The organism is Sodalis sp. RH24, assembly GCF_047324145.1.
In the GTDB taxonomy this organism is placed as follows: Bacteria; Pseudomonadota; Gammaproteobacteria; order Enterobacterales; family Enterobacteriaceae; genus Acerihabitans.
In genome coordinates, this window is sequence record NZ_CP178729.1 from 3,141,647 (window position 1) to 3,159,595 (window position 17,949).

Here is a 17,949-nt window from a genome sequence, read left to right on the forward strand (position 1 = left end):
ACGATAGGGAATGAAATATTTTATCCCGGTTGGCCGTCTTTGTCTTTAAGATTCAGGAGAGTGCATGGAGTTCAGTGTAAAAAGCGGTAGCCCGGAAAAACAACGCAGTGCCTGTATTGTCGTCGGCGTCTTCGAACCGCGCCGTCTGTCGCCGATTGCCGAACAGCTCGACAAAATCAGCGATGGTTATATCAGTGCCTTACTGCGCCGCGGCGAACTGGAAGGGAAGGTGGGCCAGACATTGCTGCTGCACCATGTTCCCAATGTGCTTTCCGAGCGTATCCTGCTTATCGGATGCGGCAAGGAACGCGAGCTGGATGAGCGCCAGTACAAGCAGGTGATCCAGAAAACCATTAATACGCTGAATGACACCGGATCAATGGAAGCCGTCTGCTTTTTGACCGAACTGCATGTCAAGGGGCGTAACACCTACTGGAAAGTGCGCCAGGCGGTGGAAACCTCCAAAGAGTCGCTTTATACCTTCGACCAGCTGAAAAGCAATAAGGCCGAACCGCGCCGGCCGCTGCGCAAGATGGTGTTTAACGTGCCCACCCGCCGCGAGCTTACCGGCGGCGAGCGCGCCATCCAGCATGGACTGGCCATCGCCTCCGGCATCAAGGCCGCGAAGGACCTGGGCAATATGCCGCCCAATATCTGCAATCCGGCCTACCTGGCATCCCAGGCGCGCCAGTTGGCGGATAAGTACGGCAAGACCACCACCACCCGCGTTATCGGCGAGCAGCAGATGAAAGAGCTGGGCATGAACGCCTATCTGGCGGTCGGCCAGGGCTCGCAAAACGAATCTCTGATGTCGGTTATCGAATATAAGGGCAATCCGGACCCGGAAGCGCGTCCGATCGTGCTGGTGGGCAAAGGCTTGACCTTTGATGCCGGCGGCATCTCCATCAAGCCCGCCGACAGCATGGACGAAATGAAATACGATATGTGCGGCGCCGCCACCGTGTACGGCGTGATGCGCATGGCGCTGGAGCTGAGCCTGCCGCTGAACCTGGTGGGCGTGCTGGCGGGATGCGAGAATATGGTCGACGGGCGATCCTTCCGTCCCGGCGATGTGCTGACCACCCTGTCCGGCCAGACGGTGGAAGTGCTGAATACCGACGCCGAGGGGCGGCTGGTGCTGTGCGACGCGCTGACCTATGTCGAGCGTTTCGACCCCGAGCTGGTGATTGACGTCGCCACCCTGACCGGCGCCTGCGTTATCGCCCTGGGCCATCACTTGACCGGGCTGATGTCCAACCATAATCCGCTGGCCCACGAGCTGATCGCCGCCGCCGAGCAGTCGGGCGACCGCGCCTGGCGCCTGCCGCTGGGAGATGAGTTCCAGGAGCAGCTGGAGTCCAATTTCGCCGATATGGCCAATATCGGCGGGCGGCCGGGCGGCGCCATTACCGCCGGCTGCTTCCTGTCCCGTTTCGCCCGCAAATACAGCTGGGCGCATCTGGATATCGCCGGCACCGCCTGGCGTTCGGGCAAGGCCAAGGGCGCCACCGGGCGTCCGGTCTCCATGCTGGCGCAGTTTCTGCTCAATCGCTCCGGTCTCAACGGTGACGAGTAGGCCTAAAAAAGGTAAACTTGTCCGGGCGGCTAAGGCCGCCCGTTATTTTTCCGTTCTCCCCCTCAGGCTTGACTAAAACGGTACATGAAAAACGCAACCTTTTATCTTCTCGACCGGCAGGATCTCCAGGAAGGGCTTAGCCCCATGGAGTGGCTGGCCTGCGATCTGGCTGCGCTCCACTGGCGCGCCGGTAAAAGGGTGCTGATAGCCTGTGATGACGAGGAGCAGGCGCTGAGGCTGGACGAAGCCTTATGGCAGCGGGACCCGGCCGCCTTTGTTCCCCATAACCTGGCGGGCGAGGGGCCGCGCTATGGCGCGCCGGTGGAGCTGTGCTGGCCCAAGCGCCGCGGCAATGCGCCGCGCGAGCTGCTGATAAGCCTGCTGCCGCAGTGCGCGGATTTTGCCTCCGCTTTCCATGAAGTGATAGACTTCGTCCCGGACGAAGACGCATTAAAACAGTTGGCGCGCGACCGGTATAAAGCCTATCGCAGCGTCGGCTTCCAATTGACCACGGCCACGCCGCCAACGCAGTGAAATACGACGCATAATGGAAAAGACATATAACCCGCACGATATCGAGCAGCCGCTGTACGAGCACTGGGAAAAACAGGGCTATTTCAAGCCGCATAACGATACCAGCAAAGAAAGCTTCTGCATCATGATCCCGCCGCCGAACGTGACCGGCAGCCTGCATATGGGTCATGCCTTTCAGCAGACCATTATGGACATTATCGTGCGTTACCAGCGCATGCAGGGTAAAAACACCCTGTGGCAGGTGGGGACCGATCACGCGGGCATCGCCACGCAGATGGTGGTGGAGCGTAAAATCGCCGCCGAAGAAGGCAAGACCCGCCACGATTACGGCCGCGACGCCTTTATCGAAAAAATCTGGCAGTGGAAGGCGGAATCCGGCGGCACCATTACCCGCCAGATGCGCCGCCTGGGCGCCTCGGTGGATTGGGAGCGCGAGCGCTTTACCATGGACGCCGGGCTGTCCGAGGCGGTGAAGGAAGTGTTCGTCCAGCTGTTCAAGCAGGATTTGATTTACCGCGGCAAACGCCTGGTGAACTGGGATCCCAAGCTGCGCACCGCCATTTCCGATCTGGAGGTGGAAAACCGCGAATCCCAGGGATCCATGTGGCACCTGCGCTACCCGCTGGCCGACGGCGCCAGGACCGCGGACGGCCGGGACTACCTGGTGGTGGCCACCACCCGTCCGGAAACCATGCTGGGCGATACCGGCGTGGCGGTGAACCCCGCGGACCCGCGCTATAAAGACCTGATCGGCAAATTCGTCCTGTTGCCGCTGGTCGGCCGCCGCATCCCCATCCTCGGCGACGAGCATGCCGATATGACCAAGGGCACCGGCTGCGTGAAGATCACCCCGGCCCATGACTTTAACGACTATGAGGTCGGCAAGCGCCACGGCCTGCCGATGATCAATATCCTGACCCTGGACGGCGATATCCGCGAACAGGCGGAAGTCTTCGACACCCTGGGCGAGGCCAGCGACGCCTGGAGCGGCGAGATCCCGGCCGAATTCCGCTCCCTGGAGCGTTTTGCCGCCCGCAAGGCGGTGGTCGCCGCCTTCGACGCCCTGGGCCTGCTTGATGAAATCAAACCCCATGCCCTGACCGTGCCTTACGGCGATCGCGGCGGCGTGGTGATTGAACCCATGCTGACCGATCAGTGGTATGTGCGTACCGCGCCGCTGGCCAAGGTGGCCATCGAGGCGGTGGAAAACGACGCTATCCGGTTCGTGCCGAAGCAGTATGAAAATATGTATTTCAGCTGGATGCGCGATATCCAGGACTGGTGTATTTCCCGCCAGCTGTGGTGGGGACATCGCATCCCGGCCTGGTACGACGCCGCCGGCAAGGTCTATGTCGGACGCGACGAGGCCGAGGTGCGCCGTGAAAACGGCCTTGACGCCTCGGTGGCGCTGCGCCAGGACGAGGACGTGCTGGATACCTGGTTCTCCTCCGGCCTATGGACCTTCTCCACCCTGGGCTGGCCGGAGCCGACCGAGGCGCTGAAGACCTTCCACCCCACCAGCGTGCTGGTGAGCGGGTTTGATATTATCTTCTTCTGGATCGCCCGCATGATCATGCTGACCATGCATTTCGTCAAGGATGAACAGGGGCGTGCGCAGGTGCCGTTCAAGACCGTGTATATGACCGGCCTTATCCGCGACGACGAAGGCCAGAAGATGTCGAAATCCAAAGGCAACGTTATCGACCCGCTGGACATGGTGGACGGCATCTCGCTGCCGGCGCTTATCGAAAAGCGCACCGGGAATATGATGCAGCCGCAGCTGGCGGACAAAATCCGCAAGCGCACCGAAAAGCAGTTCCCCAACGGCATCGAGCCGCACGGCACCGACGCGCTGCGCTTTACCCTGGCGGCGCTGGCCTCCACCGGGCGCGATATCAACTGGGATATGAAGCGCCTGGAAGGCTATCGCAACTTTTGTAATAAGCTGTGGAACGCCAGCCGCTTTGTGCTGATGAACACCGAGGACCAGGATTGCGGCCAGCATGGCGGCGAGATGAGCCTGTCGCTGGCGGACCGCTGGATCCTGGCGGAATTCAACCGTACGGTAAAAGCCTATCGCGACGCGCTTGACGGCTACCGCTTCGATATGGCGGCCAATATCCTCTATGACTTTACCTGGAACCAGTTCTGCGACTGGTATCTTGAGCTGACCAAACCGGTCATGACCGGCGGCGCCGAGGCCGAATTGCGCGGCACCCGCCATACCCTGGTGGAGGTGCTGGAAGGCCTGCTGCGCCTGGCGCATCCCATAGTGCCGTTTATTACCGAAACCATCTGGCAGCGGGTGAAAGTGCTCAAGGGCATTACCGACGATACGCTGATGCTGCAAGCCTTCCCGCAGTTTGACGCCACGCTTGACGATACGCAGGCGCTGGCGGACGTGGAATGGATTAAACAGCTGGTTATCGCCGTGCGCACCATTCGCAGCGAGATGAATATCGCCCCCGGCAAACCGCTGGATGTCCTGGTGCGCGGCGCCACGGCGCTGACCCGCCGGCGGATTGCGGATAACAAGAGCTTTATCCAGACGCTGGCGCGGCTGCAGAGCCTGGATATCCTGGCGGACGGCGAGAAAGGCCCGGTCTCCATCGTCAAGCTGGTGGAGGAAGGCGAACTGCTGATCCCGATGGCGGGCATTATCGACAAAGCCCTGGAGCTGGACCGGCTGGCCAACGAAGTGCTGAAAATCGATACCGAGATCGGGCGCATCGAGAGCAAGCTGTCCAACGAAGGTTTTGTCGCCCGCGCGCCGGAAGCGGTGGTGGCGAAAGAGCGGGAAAAACTGGCGGGTTATGCCGACGCCAAGGCCAAGCTGCTGGAGCAGCAGGCGACCATCGCCAAATTATAGCTGACAACGAAAGCGTCACCCGCGGGCGTTTGCCGGTCAGGCCATGCCCGCGGGCATGAGGGCGAGCGTAAATCGTCCCTGCGACATAGAAGCGCGCTTATGGCTCACACGGAGGTGAGCCATAAGCGCGTGCCAACGTCCGCGCCGTCGTGCAAAGACGTGGGCGCTCGCTCGGTTCCCGGCCCGGCACACCCGCTTTCAGCGCGTGTGGAGGTTTGCCGGCAATCGACAAAAGTTTAACCGCCGTTTAATTTATTTGCATCCGCCGCCCGCGCGATGCTATTACTCATAACAATAAATCCAGAACGCTTAGTGTCTTTTTTCTTTTTTGGGTAATGACGATGTCCACAGCTACTTCAGTCAATATTCTGGTGCGCCCCATTACGCCGGAAGATAACCATGCCATTGCCGACGTCATTCGCCAGGTATCGGCCGAGTTCGGCCTGACGGCGGATAAAGGCTATACCGTCTCCGACCCGAACCTGGATAATCTGTACCAGCTCTACAGCCAGCCGCGCAGCGCGTACTGGGTGATTGAGTTTGAAGGCAGGATTGCCGGCGGCGGCGGCATTGCCCCGCTGGCCGGCGCGGATGTGGGGATATGTGAACTGCAGAAGATGTATTTTTTATCGGTCCTGCGCGGACGCGGCCTGGCCCATGAGCTGGCGCTCAAGGCGCTGGACTTTGCCCGCGGGCAGGGGTTTACCCACTGTTACCTGGAAACCACCGCCACCCTGACCCGGGCCATAGCGCTGTATGAACGGCTGGGGTTTGGGCATATCGCCGGGCCGATGGGCCACACCGGACATGTGGATTGCGAAGTCACGATGCTTAAGCCTTTGATCTGACGGCGCGTATGGCCTTAGTGGCGGGTGCCGTTGTCGTCCTGATCCAGAAGGCCGCGCGCCGGCGGGGCCGAGCCGTCAATCCCCTCTTCGCCGTCCTCATCCGCTTCGTCGTCTTCGTCATCTTCGCCGTCTTCAAAATACGTGCCCCAGCCGTCATAGTTGACGCCCAGGCGCTCGGCCAGGGTAAACAGCTGTTCGACCTGGGTGTCGATAAGTTCCGCGTTCAGCGCGATTTCGCTGACGGCGTCGCAGCACATCAGCACGGAGCCGTCTTCCACTTCCAGCTCTTCGGCATCGGTGACTTCATAACCCAGCTTGAAGGCTTCGACCGCGGCTTTTTCCAGCGTATCGAAATTCTCGGCGGACAGATGGTGTTCGATGGTGTAAAGCGCTTCCGGATCGCTGCCATCTTCCAGCAGCTCTTCGATTATCAAACGCGTTTCGTCACGCTGCTCTTCCAGAAATTGATGTGCCATGCCCTCAATCCTCAATGCGTCGGTCGGCCTGTTAGGAACCTATTTTCCCACAGCCGGGGGTAAGGCTCCAGCTTAAACATGAAAGAATTGATATCAACACTTGAAATTGAATATTCATACATATAAAGTGAATTTAAATTCAATTTACAATTGATTAAGACCGGAGAACGCCGCATATGAGCCAGTTCTATCACCGTCATTTCCTGAAGTTATTGGATTTCACGCCCGCCGAGATCCATGAATTACTGGCCCTGGCCGCCAGCCTGAAGCGGGAAAAACAGTCCGGGCGGGAAACGCCGCGCCTGGCGGGTAAAAATATCGCGCTCATCTTCGAAAAAGACTCGACCCGCACCCGCTGCTCTTTCGAAGTCGCCGCATTCGATCAGGGCGCGCGCGTCACCTATCTCGGCCCGAGCGGCAGCCAGATCGGACATAAGGAATCCATTAAGGATACCGCCCGGGTCCTGGGCCGGCTTTACGACGGCATTCAATACCGCGGCTACGGTCAGGAGATCGTCGAGACACTGGCGCGCCATGCCGGCGTGCCGGTGTGGAACGGGTTAACCACCGAGTTCCACCCTACCCAGTTACTGGCCGATCTGCTGACCATGCAGGAACACCTGCCGCAGAAAACCTTCGCGCAGATGGCGTTCGCCTACGTGGGGGACGCCCGTAACAATATGGGCAACAGCATGCTGGAAGCGGCGGCGCTGACCGGCCTGGATTTACGCCTGGTCGCCCCCAGCGCCTGTTGGCCGGATAAGCGGCTGGTGGCCCATTGCCGCGAACTGGCGCAACAGCGCGGCGGCAATATTACCCTGACCGAGGATATCGCGGCGGGCGTGCGCGAGGTGGATTTTATCTACACCGACGTTTGGGTTTCCATGGGCGAGGAGAAAGCCCTGTGGGGAGAGCGTATCGCCCTGCTGCGTCCCTACCAGGTCAATATGGCGATGCTCCGGCTGACCGGCAACCCAGAGGTGAAATTTCTGCACTGCCTGCCCGCGTTCCATGACGACCAGACCGGCGTAGGCAAACAAATGGCCGAACAATATGGCCTGGCCGGCGGCATGGAAGTGACCGACGAGGTGTTTGAATCGGCGCACAGCCTGGTATTCGATCAGGCGGAGAACCGGTTGCACACCATCAAAGCGGTGATGGTGGCAACGCTCGCGCGGGAATAAGCCGGCGTGCTATCTGTTCAGCGAACCAGGGCGGTGTCGATTTTCACCACCGCTTTGCGCACATGGGCCGGCGCGCCGACCGCGCACAGCGGTTTATGCACTTCGCCGGGGTAATACACCACAAAGTCGCCCGCCTGCATCACAAACTGTTTTTCCTGCTCGCCCGCGGCCAGGAAGGCAATATCCTTATCCGCCAGCCAGTCGGTATCCGTCTTGCCCGCCGGCAGGTTGCTGAAGGTCATGCCTTCCACGCCGTCCAGCACGATCTGGATATCGAGATATTTAGCGTGGAACTCGGCGCGGCGCTTTTCCAGCAGATCGGTGCTGTCGTTGGAGATCAGCACAAATACCCGGTCGCCGTCGATATCATGCTTACCCAGCGGCGTCTCGCTGGTAATGTGTTGTTTGACATAGTCGATGGCGTCACGCAGCTTGGCGGGCAGATAAGGCACGAGATCGAGATGATGGATATTACCGGTGATCATAATTTTTCCTTAAAATGAAATATCGTTTCATTATAAATCAGATTGCGCGCGAAAAAAGAGAGTTATTTAACACTTATTTTGATTAGCAAGCCAATCGTTTGCTTATTCATAAATATCGGCGTTTTGGCCCTTGAAGTGTGCCGGCACGCGCGTATAATTCCGGGCAATTTGCCGGGAGGATCAATGAACAGCTGCGTGATTTTTGCTGCCTATGACTGCCGCCGCCTGCCCGCAGGCGGCCAGCTGCCGTTGCTGCTCCCGTTGCCCGTTTTTATCTATCCGTATCAGGCCCCTCGTTGAGGGGCTTTTTTTTGCGCGCTATCCCGGACCGCGATCTACACTTGCGCAAGGCCGGCGTCAACGACACCCGTAAGGAGGACATACATGGCTAACCCCCTTTATCAAAAACACATCATTTCCATTAATGACCTGAACCGCGAGGAGCTGGAGCTGGTACTGCGCACCGCAGCCGGCCTGAAAGCCCGTCCGCAACCGGAGCTGTTGAAACATAAAGTGGTGGCCAGCTGTTTTTTTGAAGCCTCCACCCGTACCAGGCTGTCGTTTGAAACCGCCATCCACCGCCTGGGCGCCTCGGTGGTCGGGTTCTCCGACGCCGGCAATACCTCCCTGGGCAAAAAGGGCGAAACCCTGGCGGATACTATTTCGGTTATCAGCACCTACGTCGACGCCATCGTCATGCGCCATCCGCAGGAAGGGGCCGCCCGGCTCGCCACCGAATTTTCCGGCGGCGTGCCCATCCTCAACGCCGGCGACGGCGCCAACCAGCACCCGACCCAGACCCTGCTTGACCTGTTTACCATTCAGGAAACCCAGGGACGGCTGAATAACCTTAACGTGGCCCTGGTGGGCGACCTGAAGTATGGCCGCACCGTCCACTCCCTGGCCCAGGCGCTGGCCAAGTTCGACGGCAATCACTTTTTCCTGATCGCGCCGGAAGCGCTGGCGATGCCCGCCTATATCCTGAATATGCTGGCGGATAAAGGCATCGGGTACAGCGTGCATGCCACCATCGAGGAAGTGATGCCGCAGTTGGATATCCTGTATATGACCCGGGTGCAGAAAGAACGGCTGGATCCGTCGGAATACGCCAACGTCAAGGCTCAGTTTGTGCTGCGCGCCGTGGATCTGCTGAAGGCGCGCGCGAATCTCAAGGTGCTGCATCCGCTGCCCAGGGTGGATGAAATTGCCCACGAGGTGGACGCCACGCCCTACGCGTATTATTTCCAGCAGGCCGGCAACGGCATTTTCGCGCGCCAGGCGTTATTGTCCCTGGTGTTAAACGATCAACTGGCAGGCTAAGGGGAAAGAGAATGACTCAGGATAATAAACTGCAGGTCGAGGCAATCAAGCGCGGCACGGTGATCGACCATATCCCGGCGCAGGTGGGTTTTAAGCTGCTGACCCTGTTTAAGCTGACCGCCACCGATCAGCGCATCACCATCGGGTTGAACCTGCCGTCGAACCAGTTGGGGAAAAAAGATCTGATCAAGATCGAGAACGTGTTCCTTACCGAACAGCAGGCGAACCAGCTGGCGATGTACGCCCCCCACGCCACCGTGAATCGTATCGATAACTATGAAGTGGTGCGCAAGCTGACCCTGACGCTGCCGGATCGCATCGACGGCGTGCTGACCTGCCCCAACAGCAACTGCATCAGCCGCAGCGAGCCGGTGGCCTCGGGTTTTACGGTCAAAAGCCGCGACAACCAGGTGCACCTGAAATGCAAATATTGTGAAAAAGAGTTCGAGCATCAGGCGGTTATCCAGAACGCCTGAGCTGGGCACGCGCCGGTTTAGTCTTTATAATGGCCGGCAACGCTTTTTGATTCGCCTATCAACCCCAGGAGCCAGCATGTCCCGTATTATCAGTACTGAAAACGCACCGGCCGCCATCGGACCCTACGTTCAGGCGGTCGATCTCGGCACTATGCTTTTCACCTCAGGCCAGATCCCCATTAACCCGCAAACCGGGCTGGTGGCCGATGATATCGCGGCGCAGGCCCGTCAATCGCTGGACAACGTGCGGGCGATTGTGGAAGCCGCCGGCCTGAAGGTGGCGGATATTATTAAAACCACGGTGTTCGTCAAGGATTTAAACGACTTCGGCACCGTCAACGCCGCTTACGAAGCTTTTTTCACCGAACATAACGCGCCCTTCCCGGCCCGTTCATGCGTGGAAGTGGCGCGCCTGCCGAAAGACGTGCAGATTGAAATCGAGGCCATCGCCGTACGGCGCTAGGCCATGACAGGCGCGCGCGGCGCCTTAGTTAATCCAGTTTTCAATCAGCAAACCCTCGACCCGGCTGAATTCCGCCGGGTTGTTGGTGACGACGACCAAACCCTCGCTGCGGGCATGGGCCGCGATATGCACCTCGTTTACCCCTATCGGCAGGCCCGTCTGTTCCAGATGGGCCAGGATATCGCCATAATGCCGCGCCGCTTTCGCGCCATACCCCAGGACTTCCATGCGCGAAACAAAACTCTCCACCGCCCGGTAATTGCGCGCCGCATCCGCGCTTTTTTCCGCGGCATGCATCAGCTCGGCCAGCGTAATGGACGATAACACCATGCGCCCCGCATTGGCGTTAAACAGGTCGAGCATCTCAAGCGGACGCCGTTTTATCACGTAGATGACAAAATTCGTCTCGAGCATATATTTATACATTAAAAGGACTCACGCTCAGGTTGCGGTTGAGAGGGTCTTTCCTCCGGAAAATCTTCCGAGACCGCCGGGTCGGTCAAAAAAAAGCTATCCCAGCGGTGCTGCGCGGGAGAGATAATCCGCTCATTCCCCACCGCGCGGACATTCACCACCTTCACATCATCGGCAAAGCGTAACTCAGCCGGGATGCGCACGGCCTGCGAGCGATTATTGATAAAGATTGTACTCGTGGACATCCAACCTCTCCTTTAGCCTGTTTATTCATCAAATTATACGTCATTACGGTATATAGCAAGTGTATATGGCAGGCAAGCGTCCGCGTGCAACAGGTTAATTTTACGCACCATTTTGGGGAGAAAACGGCGACGGCGGCGTTGCGCGCACTAAAATAATGCAGGCGGACGCCCCGCGGCATGGTTTTCTCCGGTGGCCGCGGTTCACGGGCTGGCGCGTTTTATGCATGGGTTGTCAATGGAGCTGCTAACGGGGTTTTATCAGCGTTGATGGGCCAGCAAAGGTAAACAGATGATTAAAATAAATCTTTCCGGGTCGCCCTTTTTTGATGAGATGCTGTTGGCCGACGGCGGACATCGCGGCCACTACGGCGCTTACTGGCAATGGCTGCAGCAGGCGGACCGGCAGGCCATTCAGCAGAAAAAAGAAGAAGCCGAGCTGTTGTTTCACCGGGTTGGCATTACCTTTAACGTCTACGGAGAAGAAGGCGGCACCGAGCGCTTGATCCCGTTCGACAGCGTGCCGCGCATTATCCCGGCCAAAGAGTGGGCCTGGATGGATCGCGGCATTCGCCAGCGGGTCAAGGCCCTGAACGCGTTCCTTTATGATATCTACCACGGGCAGAATATCCTAAAGGCGGGTATCGTGCCGACGGAGCAGGTGCTGGCCAACGAACAGTACCAGCCCTGTATGCAGGGGATCGATCTGCATAATAATACCTATGCGCATATCGTCGGCACCGATATGGTGCGCAACAGCGACGGGCACTATTATGTGCTGGAAGATAACCTGCGCACGCCGTCCGGCGTTTCCTATATGCTGGAAAACCGCAAAATGATGATGCGGCTTTATCCGGATCTGTTCGCCAGCCAGCATATCGCCCCCATTGAGCGCTATCCTTTCGACCTGCTGCAAACCCTGCGCGAAAGCACGGCGGTGGAAGACCCGACGGTGGTGGTGATGACGCCGGGGCGTTTTAACAGCGCCTACTTCGAGCACAGTTTCCTGGCGCAGCAGATGGGCGTGGAGCTGGTGGAGGCCGCCGATCTGTTCGTCAAACAGGGCGCGGTTTATATGCGCACCACCGAGGGACCGTGCAAGGTGGATGTGATCTACCGCCGTATCGACGACGCCTATATCGATCCGCTGGCCTTTCGCGCCGACTCCACGCTGGGCGTGCCCGGGCTGCTGTCGGTCTACCGCGCCGGCGGCGTGGTGCTGGCCAACGCGCTGGGCACCGGGGTGGCGGATGATAAATCCATCTATCCCTATGTGCCGGAGATGATCCGGTTTTATCTTTCCGAAGAGCCCATCCTCGGCAATATCCCCACCTGGCAGTGCCGCGATCCCAGCGCCCTGTCCTACGTGCTGGCCAACCTGGAAAAGCTGGTGGTGAAAGAGGTGCACGGCGCCGGCGGCTACGGCATGCTGGTGGGGCCGAAAGCCTCGCGCGCCGAACTGGCTGAATTCCGCCAGCGGCTGCTGGCCAACCCCAGCAACTATATCGCCCAGGAGACGCTGGCGCTGTCCACCTGCCCGACCTTTGTCGAGGAAGGCCTGGCGCCGCGCCATATCGACCTGCGGCCGTTCGCCCTGACCGGCGACGAGGTGCGGCTGGTGCCGGGCGGGCTAACCCGGGTGGCGCTGAACGCCGGCTCGCTGGTGGTGAACTCGTCCCAGGGCGGCGGCACCAAGGATACCTGGATTATGGAGGACGACGCATGCTAAGCAGAACCGCCAGCGAACTCTACTGGATGGCCCGATACCTGGAGCGGGCCGAGAGCATTGCCCGGGTATTGGACGTGACCTATAAGCTGTCGCTGATGCCGCTGCGCAGCCAGCAAAACGAGGATTTAACCCTGCCGCTTAACCTGACCGGCACCCACGAGCTGTTTGCCGAGCATTATCCCCGCCTGAGCATGACCAATCTGCTGAATTTTTTCGCCCTGGACCCCCACAATCCGAGCAGCATCTACAGTTGCTTCGAGGTGGCCTGGAACAACGCCCATGCGGTGCGCGGCAGCCTGTCATCCGAGGTGTGGGAAAGCATTAACGCCACCTGGATCGAAATGAAGCTGATGCGCGGCAAGGGCGTGGCCAAGGTGGGCACCGACGCGTTCTTTGACTGGGTCAAGGAACGGGCGCACCTGTTTCGCGGCGCCATGTTCGGCACCCTGCTGCGCAACGACGCCCTGTGTTTTATCCGCCTCGGCACGCTTATCGAGCGCGCCTACGCCACGGCGCAATTGCTGGGCGTCAAGGACCAGCAGCTGGATGCCGACTCCGATCCGGTGCGCGAATATTATCGCCTGGATACCCTGCTGCGCGCGGTCAGCGCCCGCGAGGCCTACCACAGCCTGTATAAACATCCCGTCAGCCGCGAAACGGTGGCCGAGCTGCTGGTGCTGCGCAACGATATGCCGCGCTCCCTGCGCGCCTGCGTGGGCGATGTGGTGCAGCAGTTGGAGCGGATCGGCGGCCAGCGGGCCAATGTGCCCCGGCGGCTGGCCCATACCCTGAACGTGGAGCTGCGCTTCAGCACGCTGGATGAAGTGCTGGCGCTGGGGTTGCAGGCTTATATGATGCAATTCCAGGGCAAGATAAACGCGCTGGCGGAAAGCATTAACCATACGTATCTGGAGGCGTTATGAAACTGGCCGTCGATCACCTGACCCATTATCGCTACGATCACGAGGTCAAATTCAGCACGCAATACCTACGCCTGACGCCGCAGAACACCGCCCGGCAACGGATTATGGAATGGTCGCTTAACCTGCCGGAGCAGGCGACGCAGGTTATCGACGGCTTCGGCAACCTGCAGCATGTGCTGACCCTCGACCGGCCGCATGAGGTGATCGCCATCCGCGCCAAAGGCGTGGTGGAGATTGCCGATAACAGCGAGGAAATCATGGAGGAATGCGGCCCGCTGTCGCCGCTGGTCTTCTTGCGTCCCAGCCCGCTGACGCGGGCGGACGAGGCCATCCGCACTTTCGCCGCGCGTTATTACCGCGCCGCCGCCGCGGACGAAAGCCTGCGCGAACTGATGGCGGAACTGCGTGAACGCATGCCCTATACCCCCGGCGCCACCCAGGTGCAGGATTCGGCGGCTAAAGTATTTGCCGCCCAGCATGGAGTCTGTCAGGATCATTCCCATGTATTCCTGGCCTGTTGCCGCAGCCTGCATATCCCCGCGCGCTACGTCAGCGGCTATATTTACAGCGAAGACACCAAACACGTGGCGATGCACGCCTGGGTGGAAGTGTGGCTGAACGAGCACTGGCAGAGTTTCGATATTACCAATAACACCTGTAACCCCAGCCAGCACCTGAAGCTGGCGGTCGGCTTCGATTATCTCGACGCCTGCCCGGTGCGCGGCTCGCGTATCGGCGGCGGCTACGAGGAGATGTTTTCAGAAGCGACGGTGGAGCAGACCGAGGGAAGCCGCCCGCCAGGCAAGGAAAGCCAGGCCGGCGCCCAACAACAATAACCTGCATAACGAGGATATATTTCTATGACCTACTGCGTGGCGATGCGCCTGTCGGACGGACTGGTGTTTGCCTCCGACTCCCGTACCAATGCCGGAGTGGATCATATCTCGACCTTCCGTAAGCTGCATGTCCTGCATCAGGACAGCGAGCGCACGCTGGTGCTGCAAAGCGCCGGCAACCTGGCGACCACCCAGAGCATCATCAACCTGCTGCGGCTGCGCACCCGGGATATGGAACGGCCGAACCTGCTGACCGTGCCCACGCTGTTCGACGCCGCCAGCCTGATTGGCGAAACGGTGCGGGAAGTTATTTTCCGCGACAGCAGCGCGCAGCAAAGCGGTTCCAGCACCGATTTCAGCTGCAGCATCCTGCTGGGCGGGCAAATCGCCGGCGAAGGGCCCCGGCTGTTCCATATCTACCCGGAGGGCAATTTTATCGAGGCCACGGAAGATACCCCCTACTTTCAGATTGGCGAGAGCAAATACGGCAAACCGATTATCGACCGGGTATTGTCCTTTGACACCCCCCTGGAACAGGCCATGTGCTGCGCGCTGATTTCCATCGATTCGACGCTGCGCAGCAACCTGTCGGTGGGCCTGCCGCTGGATGTGATGATCTATCGCCGCGACAGCTTCGCCAGCGACGAGCAGTATCGCATTACCGAGCAGCACCCCTACTTCGCCACTATCCGCAAAGCCTGGGCCGAAGGACTGCTCAACACTTTCCTGCAGCTGCCGCCGCTGAAGCTGGCGGAGAATTAGCCGGCGCGGGACAAGGCTTGGCGCCGGCGTGCGCTTATTGCCAGCCATACCGGCGCACGAACCAGCCTTTCATGGACTGGACCAGCGCCATATAGCCGGCGAGTATCGCCACCAGCCAGGGCCAGTAGCCGCCCGGCAGCGCCTGCAGGTGCAGGAATCCGGCCAGCGGCGTAAAGGTCATGCCGACGGTGGCGGCGATGACCGCCAGGGTGGTGATGCCAAGCTGCCAGGACGGGCGACTGTGCAAAAACGGTATTTTACGCGTGCGCAGCATATGCACCACCAGGGTTTGCGACAGCACGCCCACCACAAACCAGCCGGTCTGGAACAGGGTTTGTTGCTCGGGCGTGTTGGCTTTGAATACCCACCACATCAGGCAAAAGGTCAGGATATCGAAGATGGAGCTGATAGGGCCGAAAAACACCATAAAACGCCCCAGGTCCCCGCTGCGCCACCGTTGCGGGCGCCGTAGCTGCTCCTCGTCCACCTTATCGAACGGGATGGCAATCTGCGAGATATCATAAATCAGGTTCTGCACCAGTAGATGCAGCGGCAGCATCGGCAGGAACGGTAAAAAGGCGCTGGCCACCAGCACGCTGAAGACATTGCCGAAGTTGGAGCTGGCGGTCATGCGGATATACTTCATCATATTGACGAAGGTGCGCCGGCCCTCGATTACGCCCGCCTCCAGCACCATCAGGCTTTTTTCCAGCAGGATGATATCCGCCGCCTCCTTGGCGATGTCCACCGCCGAGTCCACCGAGATGCCGATATCCGCCGCGCGCAGGGCCGGCGCGTCGTTAATGCCGTCGCCCATAAACCCCACCACGTGCCCTTCCCGGCGCAGGGCGCCGACAATGCGCGCTTTTTGCAGCGGCGTCAGTTTGGCGAACACCGTGGTCGCCCGGGCGATAAGCGCCAGCTGCCTGTCGTCCATGCCCTCGATCTCATCGCCGGTCAGCACCCGGTCGACCGCCAGGCCGACGTCCCGGCAAACCTTGGCCGCCACCCGTTCGTTATCGCCGGTGAGTATCTTCACCGTGACGCCGTGCCTGGCCAGCGCCTCCAGCGCCGGCGCGGTGCTTTCTTTCGGCGGGTCGAGAAAGGCGATATAACCTTCGAGGACCAGATCCGCCTCATCCAGCCGGCTGAAGTCGCCGCGTTCCATGGCGACGGGTTTACCGGCCACCGCCACCACCCGCAGCCCCTGCAGCGACAGCTCGCCGGCCACGGCGCTGATTTGCGCCAGCAACGCGGCGCCGAGCGGCACGATATCGTCGCCGTGGCGCACCCGGCTGCAAACGCCCAGCACCTCCTCCAGCGCGCCTTTACAGATAAGCCGCGCCTGGCCGTCGTCGGCGCCGACAATCACCGACATCCGGCGGCGCTCAAAATCAAAGGGGATTTCGTCGATTTTGCGCCACCGCGCCTGCGCCAGGCCGGCGTCTTCCTGCGCCATTTTTTCCAGCACCGCCTTATCCAGCAGGTTTTTCAGGCCGGTCTGGTAGAAGCTGTTCAGCCAGGCGTTTTGCAGCACCCGCTCACAGCGCTTGCCGAACGCATCGGTATGGCTGGCCAGCACAATTTTATCCTGGGTCAGCGTGCCGGTTTTATCGGTGCACAGGATATCCATCGCGCCGAAGTTCTGGATGGCGTCCAGCCGCTTGACGATCACCTTCTGGCGCGAGAGCTGCACCGCCCCCTTCGCCAGGGACGAAGTGACAATCATCGGCAGCATTTCGGGCGTCAGGCCCACGGCCACCGAGAGCGAAAACAGCGCCGCTTCCCACCAGTCGCCCTTGGTAAAACCGTTCACCAGCAACACCACCGGCGTCATGACCAGCATAAAGCGGATCAGCAGCCAGCTGACCCGGCTGATGCCCAGCTGGAACGCGTTTGGCGGCGCGCATTGCGCCGTGGACTGGCCGGCAAGCTGACCGAACCAGGTGCTATCGCCGGTACCGATGACCAACGCCTGCGCCGTGCCGCTTACCACGTTGGTGCCCATAAAACACAGGTTGCCGCATTCCAGGGGATTGCGCCCGGCCTCCCCTGCGACGCCGGCTTTTTTTTCCACCGGCAGCGCTTCGCCGGTCAGCGCCGCCTGGCCGATAAACAGATCCCGGGCATGCAGGATGCGTAAATCCGCCGGGATCATATCCCCGGCGGACAGTTTGACGATATCCCCCGGCACCAGGCTGGCCATGGCGATCTCCTGGTACACGCCGCTGCCGCCCGGCCCGTCGGCGCGCAGTACCGTGGCGGTATTGCTCACCATGGCCTTGAGCGCGTCGGCGGCCTTGTTGGAGCGCGCCTCCTGGATAAAATTAAGCAGGGTGGCAATCATCACCATCAGGGCGATCACCCCGGCGGCAATGATGTCGTCGGTGCCGTAGGACACGATGCCCAGCACCGTCAGCAGGATATTGAAGGGATTGCGATAGCAGGACCATAAGTGCCGCCGCCAGGTCAGCGGCTGCTCGGCGGCCACGCTGTTCAGGCCATGCCGCCGGTGCGCGATGGCAACGCCGGCCGCGTCCAGGCCCTGCGGGCCGCTGGCGAAACGCGCGTAGAGTTCCGCTTGCGTGGCCTGCGCGCACTCCAGGCAAGCGCGGGTCAGGGCGGCGGGCACAGTGCGGCTGGCGCCGGCTTTCAGCCCATCCAGCATCAGGTCGCGCTGGAACAGGCGGCGGGGCAAATGATGATAGAGCCGCGTAAAAAGTTGACGTGCGTAAAGTGTAATCATGATGCTGTCTTCCGTGCCGATCCGGACGAATACCGCCGGGCAGGGCAAAAAGTTCATCAGCAGAAG

General features: G+C 60.1%; 17 protein-coding genes. 12 read left to right on the top strand and 5 right to left on the bottom strand.

Annotated elements, in window-relative coordinates:
- Positions 1–64: 64 nt before the first annotated feature.
- The 4 genes from pepA to ACL2XG_RS14335 all read left to right on the top strand — a co-directional run bounded on the left by pepA (position 65) and on the right by ACL2XG_RS14335 (position 5,827).
- Positions 65–1,576, top strand: coding sequence for a leucyl aminopeptidase (gene pepA / locus ACL2XG_RS14320; RefSeq protein ID WP_331122916.1), 1,512 nt, complete (start codon positions 65–67; stop codon positions 1,574–1,576).
- Positions 1,577–1,660: 84 nt separating this feature from the next.
- Positions 1,661–2,110 (top strand): DNA polymerase III subunit chi, encoded by a 450-nt coding sequence (locus ACL2XG_RS14325; RefSeq protein ID WP_413721890.1) that lies wholly within the window; start codon positions 1,661–1,663, stop codon positions 2,108–2,110.
- 13 nt (positions 2,111–2,123) lie between these two features.
- Entirely contained in the window at positions 2,124–4,979 is a 2,856-nt protein-coding gene (locus ACL2XG_RS14330) for a valine--tRNA ligase (protein WP_413721889.1), read from the top strand.
- Positions 4,980–5,320: 341 nt separating this feature from the next.
- The gene (locus ACL2XG_RS14335) at positions 5,321–5,827 is read left to right on the top strand and encodes a GNAT family N-acetyltransferase (protein ID WP_410012533.1); all 507 of its coding nucleotides are present in this window, start codon (positions 5,321–5,323) and stop codon (positions 5,825–5,827) included.
- 14 nt (positions 5,828–5,841) lie between these two features.
- Here ACL2XG_RS14335 and rraB read toward each other — a convergent pair whose 3' ends face one another.
- Positions 5,842–6,303 carry a ribonuclease E inhibitor RraB gene (gene rraB / locus ACL2XG_RS14340; protein ID WP_410012534.1) on the bottom strand — a complete coding sequence of 154 codons (462 nt, stop codon included), beginning with the start codon at positions 6,301–6,303 and terminating at the stop codon, positions 5,842–5,844.
- A 176-nt stretch (positions 6,304–6,479) separates the two neighbouring features.
- Here rraB and argF point away from each other — a divergent pair, with 176 nt between their 5' ends.
- Entirely contained in the window at positions 6,480–7,487 is a 1,008-nt protein-coding gene (argF, locus tag ACL2XG_RS14345) for an ornithine carbamoyltransferase (RefSeq protein ID WP_410012535.1), read from the top strand.
- Positions 7,488–7,504: 17 nt separating this feature from the next.
- Here argF and ACL2XG_RS14350 read toward each other — a convergent pair whose 3' ends face one another.
- Positions 7,505–7,972 (bottom strand): YhcH/YjgK/YiaL family protein, encoded by a 468-nt coding sequence (locus ACL2XG_RS14350; RefSeq protein WP_410012536.1) that lies wholly within the window; start codon positions 7,970–7,972, stop codon positions 7,505–7,507.
- A gap of 384 nt (positions 7,973–8,356) precedes the next feature.
- On the opposite strand from ACL2XG_RS14350, the gene pyrB reads away from it, so the two are divergent.
- The 3 genes from pyrB (at position 8,357) to ridA (ending at position 10,231) form a co-directional block, all read left to right on the top strand.
- Positions 8,357–9,292: an aspartate carbamoyltransferase gene (gene pyrB / locus ACL2XG_RS14355; protein ID WP_410012537.1), complete on the top strand. Its 936-nt coding sequence runs from the start codon at positions 8,357–8,359 to the stop codon at positions 9,290–9,292.
- An 11-nt stretch (positions 9,293–9,303) separates the two neighbouring features.
- Positions 9,304–9,768 (top strand): aspartate carbamoyltransferase regulatory subunit, encoded by a 465-nt coding sequence (pyrI, locus tag ACL2XG_RS14360; RefSeq protein ID WP_413721888.1) that lies wholly within the window; start codon positions 9,304–9,306, stop codon positions 9,766–9,768.
- Positions 9,769–9,844: 76 nt separating this feature from the next.
- Positions 9,845–10,231, top strand: a complete 387-nt coding sequence (gene ridA / locus ACL2XG_RS14365) for a 2-iminobutanoate/2-iminopropanoate deaminase (protein WP_410012539.1) — start codon at positions 9,845–9,847, stop codon at positions 10,229–10,231.
- A 24-nt stretch (positions 10,232–10,255) separates the two neighbouring features.
- On the opposite strand, the gene vapC is transcribed toward ridA, so the two are convergent.
- Positions 10,256–10,657, bottom strand: a complete 402-nt coding sequence (gene vapC / locus ACL2XG_RS14370) for a tRNA(fMet)-specific endonuclease VapC (protein WP_410012540.1) — start codon at positions 10,655–10,657, stop codon at positions 10,256–10,258.
- The gene (vapB, locus tag ACL2XG_RS14375) at positions 10,657–10,890 is read right to left on the bottom strand and encodes a type II toxin-antitoxin system VapB family antitoxin (protein WP_410012541.1); all 234 of its coding nucleotides are present in this window, start codon (positions 10,888–10,890) and stop codon (positions 10,657–10,659) included. Before vapB ends, vapC begins: the two co-directional genes overlap by 1 nt.
- A 289-nt stretch (positions 10,891–11,179) precedes the next feature.
- Between vapB and ACL2XG_RS14380 the strand changes: the two genes are divergently transcribed.
- The 4 genes from ACL2XG_RS14380 to ACL2XG_RS14395 are packed head-to-tail and all read left to right on the top strand — an operon-like array spanning position 11,180 to position 15,137.
- Positions 11,180–12,616 (top strand): circularly permuted type 2 ATP-grasp protein, encoded by a 1,437-nt coding sequence (locus tag ACL2XG_RS14380; RefSeq protein ID WP_410012542.1) that lies wholly within the window; start codon positions 11,180–11,182, stop codon positions 12,614–12,616.
- Positions 12,610–13,539: an alpha-E domain-containing protein gene (locus tag ACL2XG_RS14385; RefSeq protein WP_410012543.1), complete on the top strand. Its 930-nt coding sequence runs from the start codon at positions 12,610–12,612 to the stop codon at positions 13,537–13,539. The genes ACL2XG_RS14380 and ACL2XG_RS14385 overlap by 7 nt, the downstream gene beginning before the upstream one ends.
- On the top strand, positions 13,536–14,375 hold the full coding sequence (locus ACL2XG_RS14390) for a transglutaminase domain-containing protein (RefSeq protein ID WP_410012544.1): 840 nt from the start codon (positions 13,536–13,538) through the stop codon (positions 14,373–14,375). The genes ACL2XG_RS14385 and ACL2XG_RS14390 overlap by 4 nt, the downstream gene beginning before the upstream one ends.
- A 24-nt stretch (positions 14,376–14,399) precedes the next feature.
- Positions 14,400–15,137, top strand: a complete 738-nt coding sequence (locus ACL2XG_RS14395) for a peptidase (RefSeq protein ID WP_410012545.1) — start codon at positions 14,400–14,402, stop codon at positions 15,135–15,137.
- 34 nt (positions 15,138–15,171) lie between these two features.
- Here ACL2XG_RS14395 and mgtA read toward each other — a convergent pair whose 3' ends face one another.
- Positions 15,172–17,883, bottom strand: a complete 2,712-nt coding sequence (gene mgtA / locus ACL2XG_RS14400; RefSeq protein WP_410012546.1) for a magnesium-translocating P-type ATPase — start codon at positions 17,881–17,883, stop codon at positions 15,172–15,174.
- Positions 17,884–17,949 lie beyond the last annotated feature (66 nt).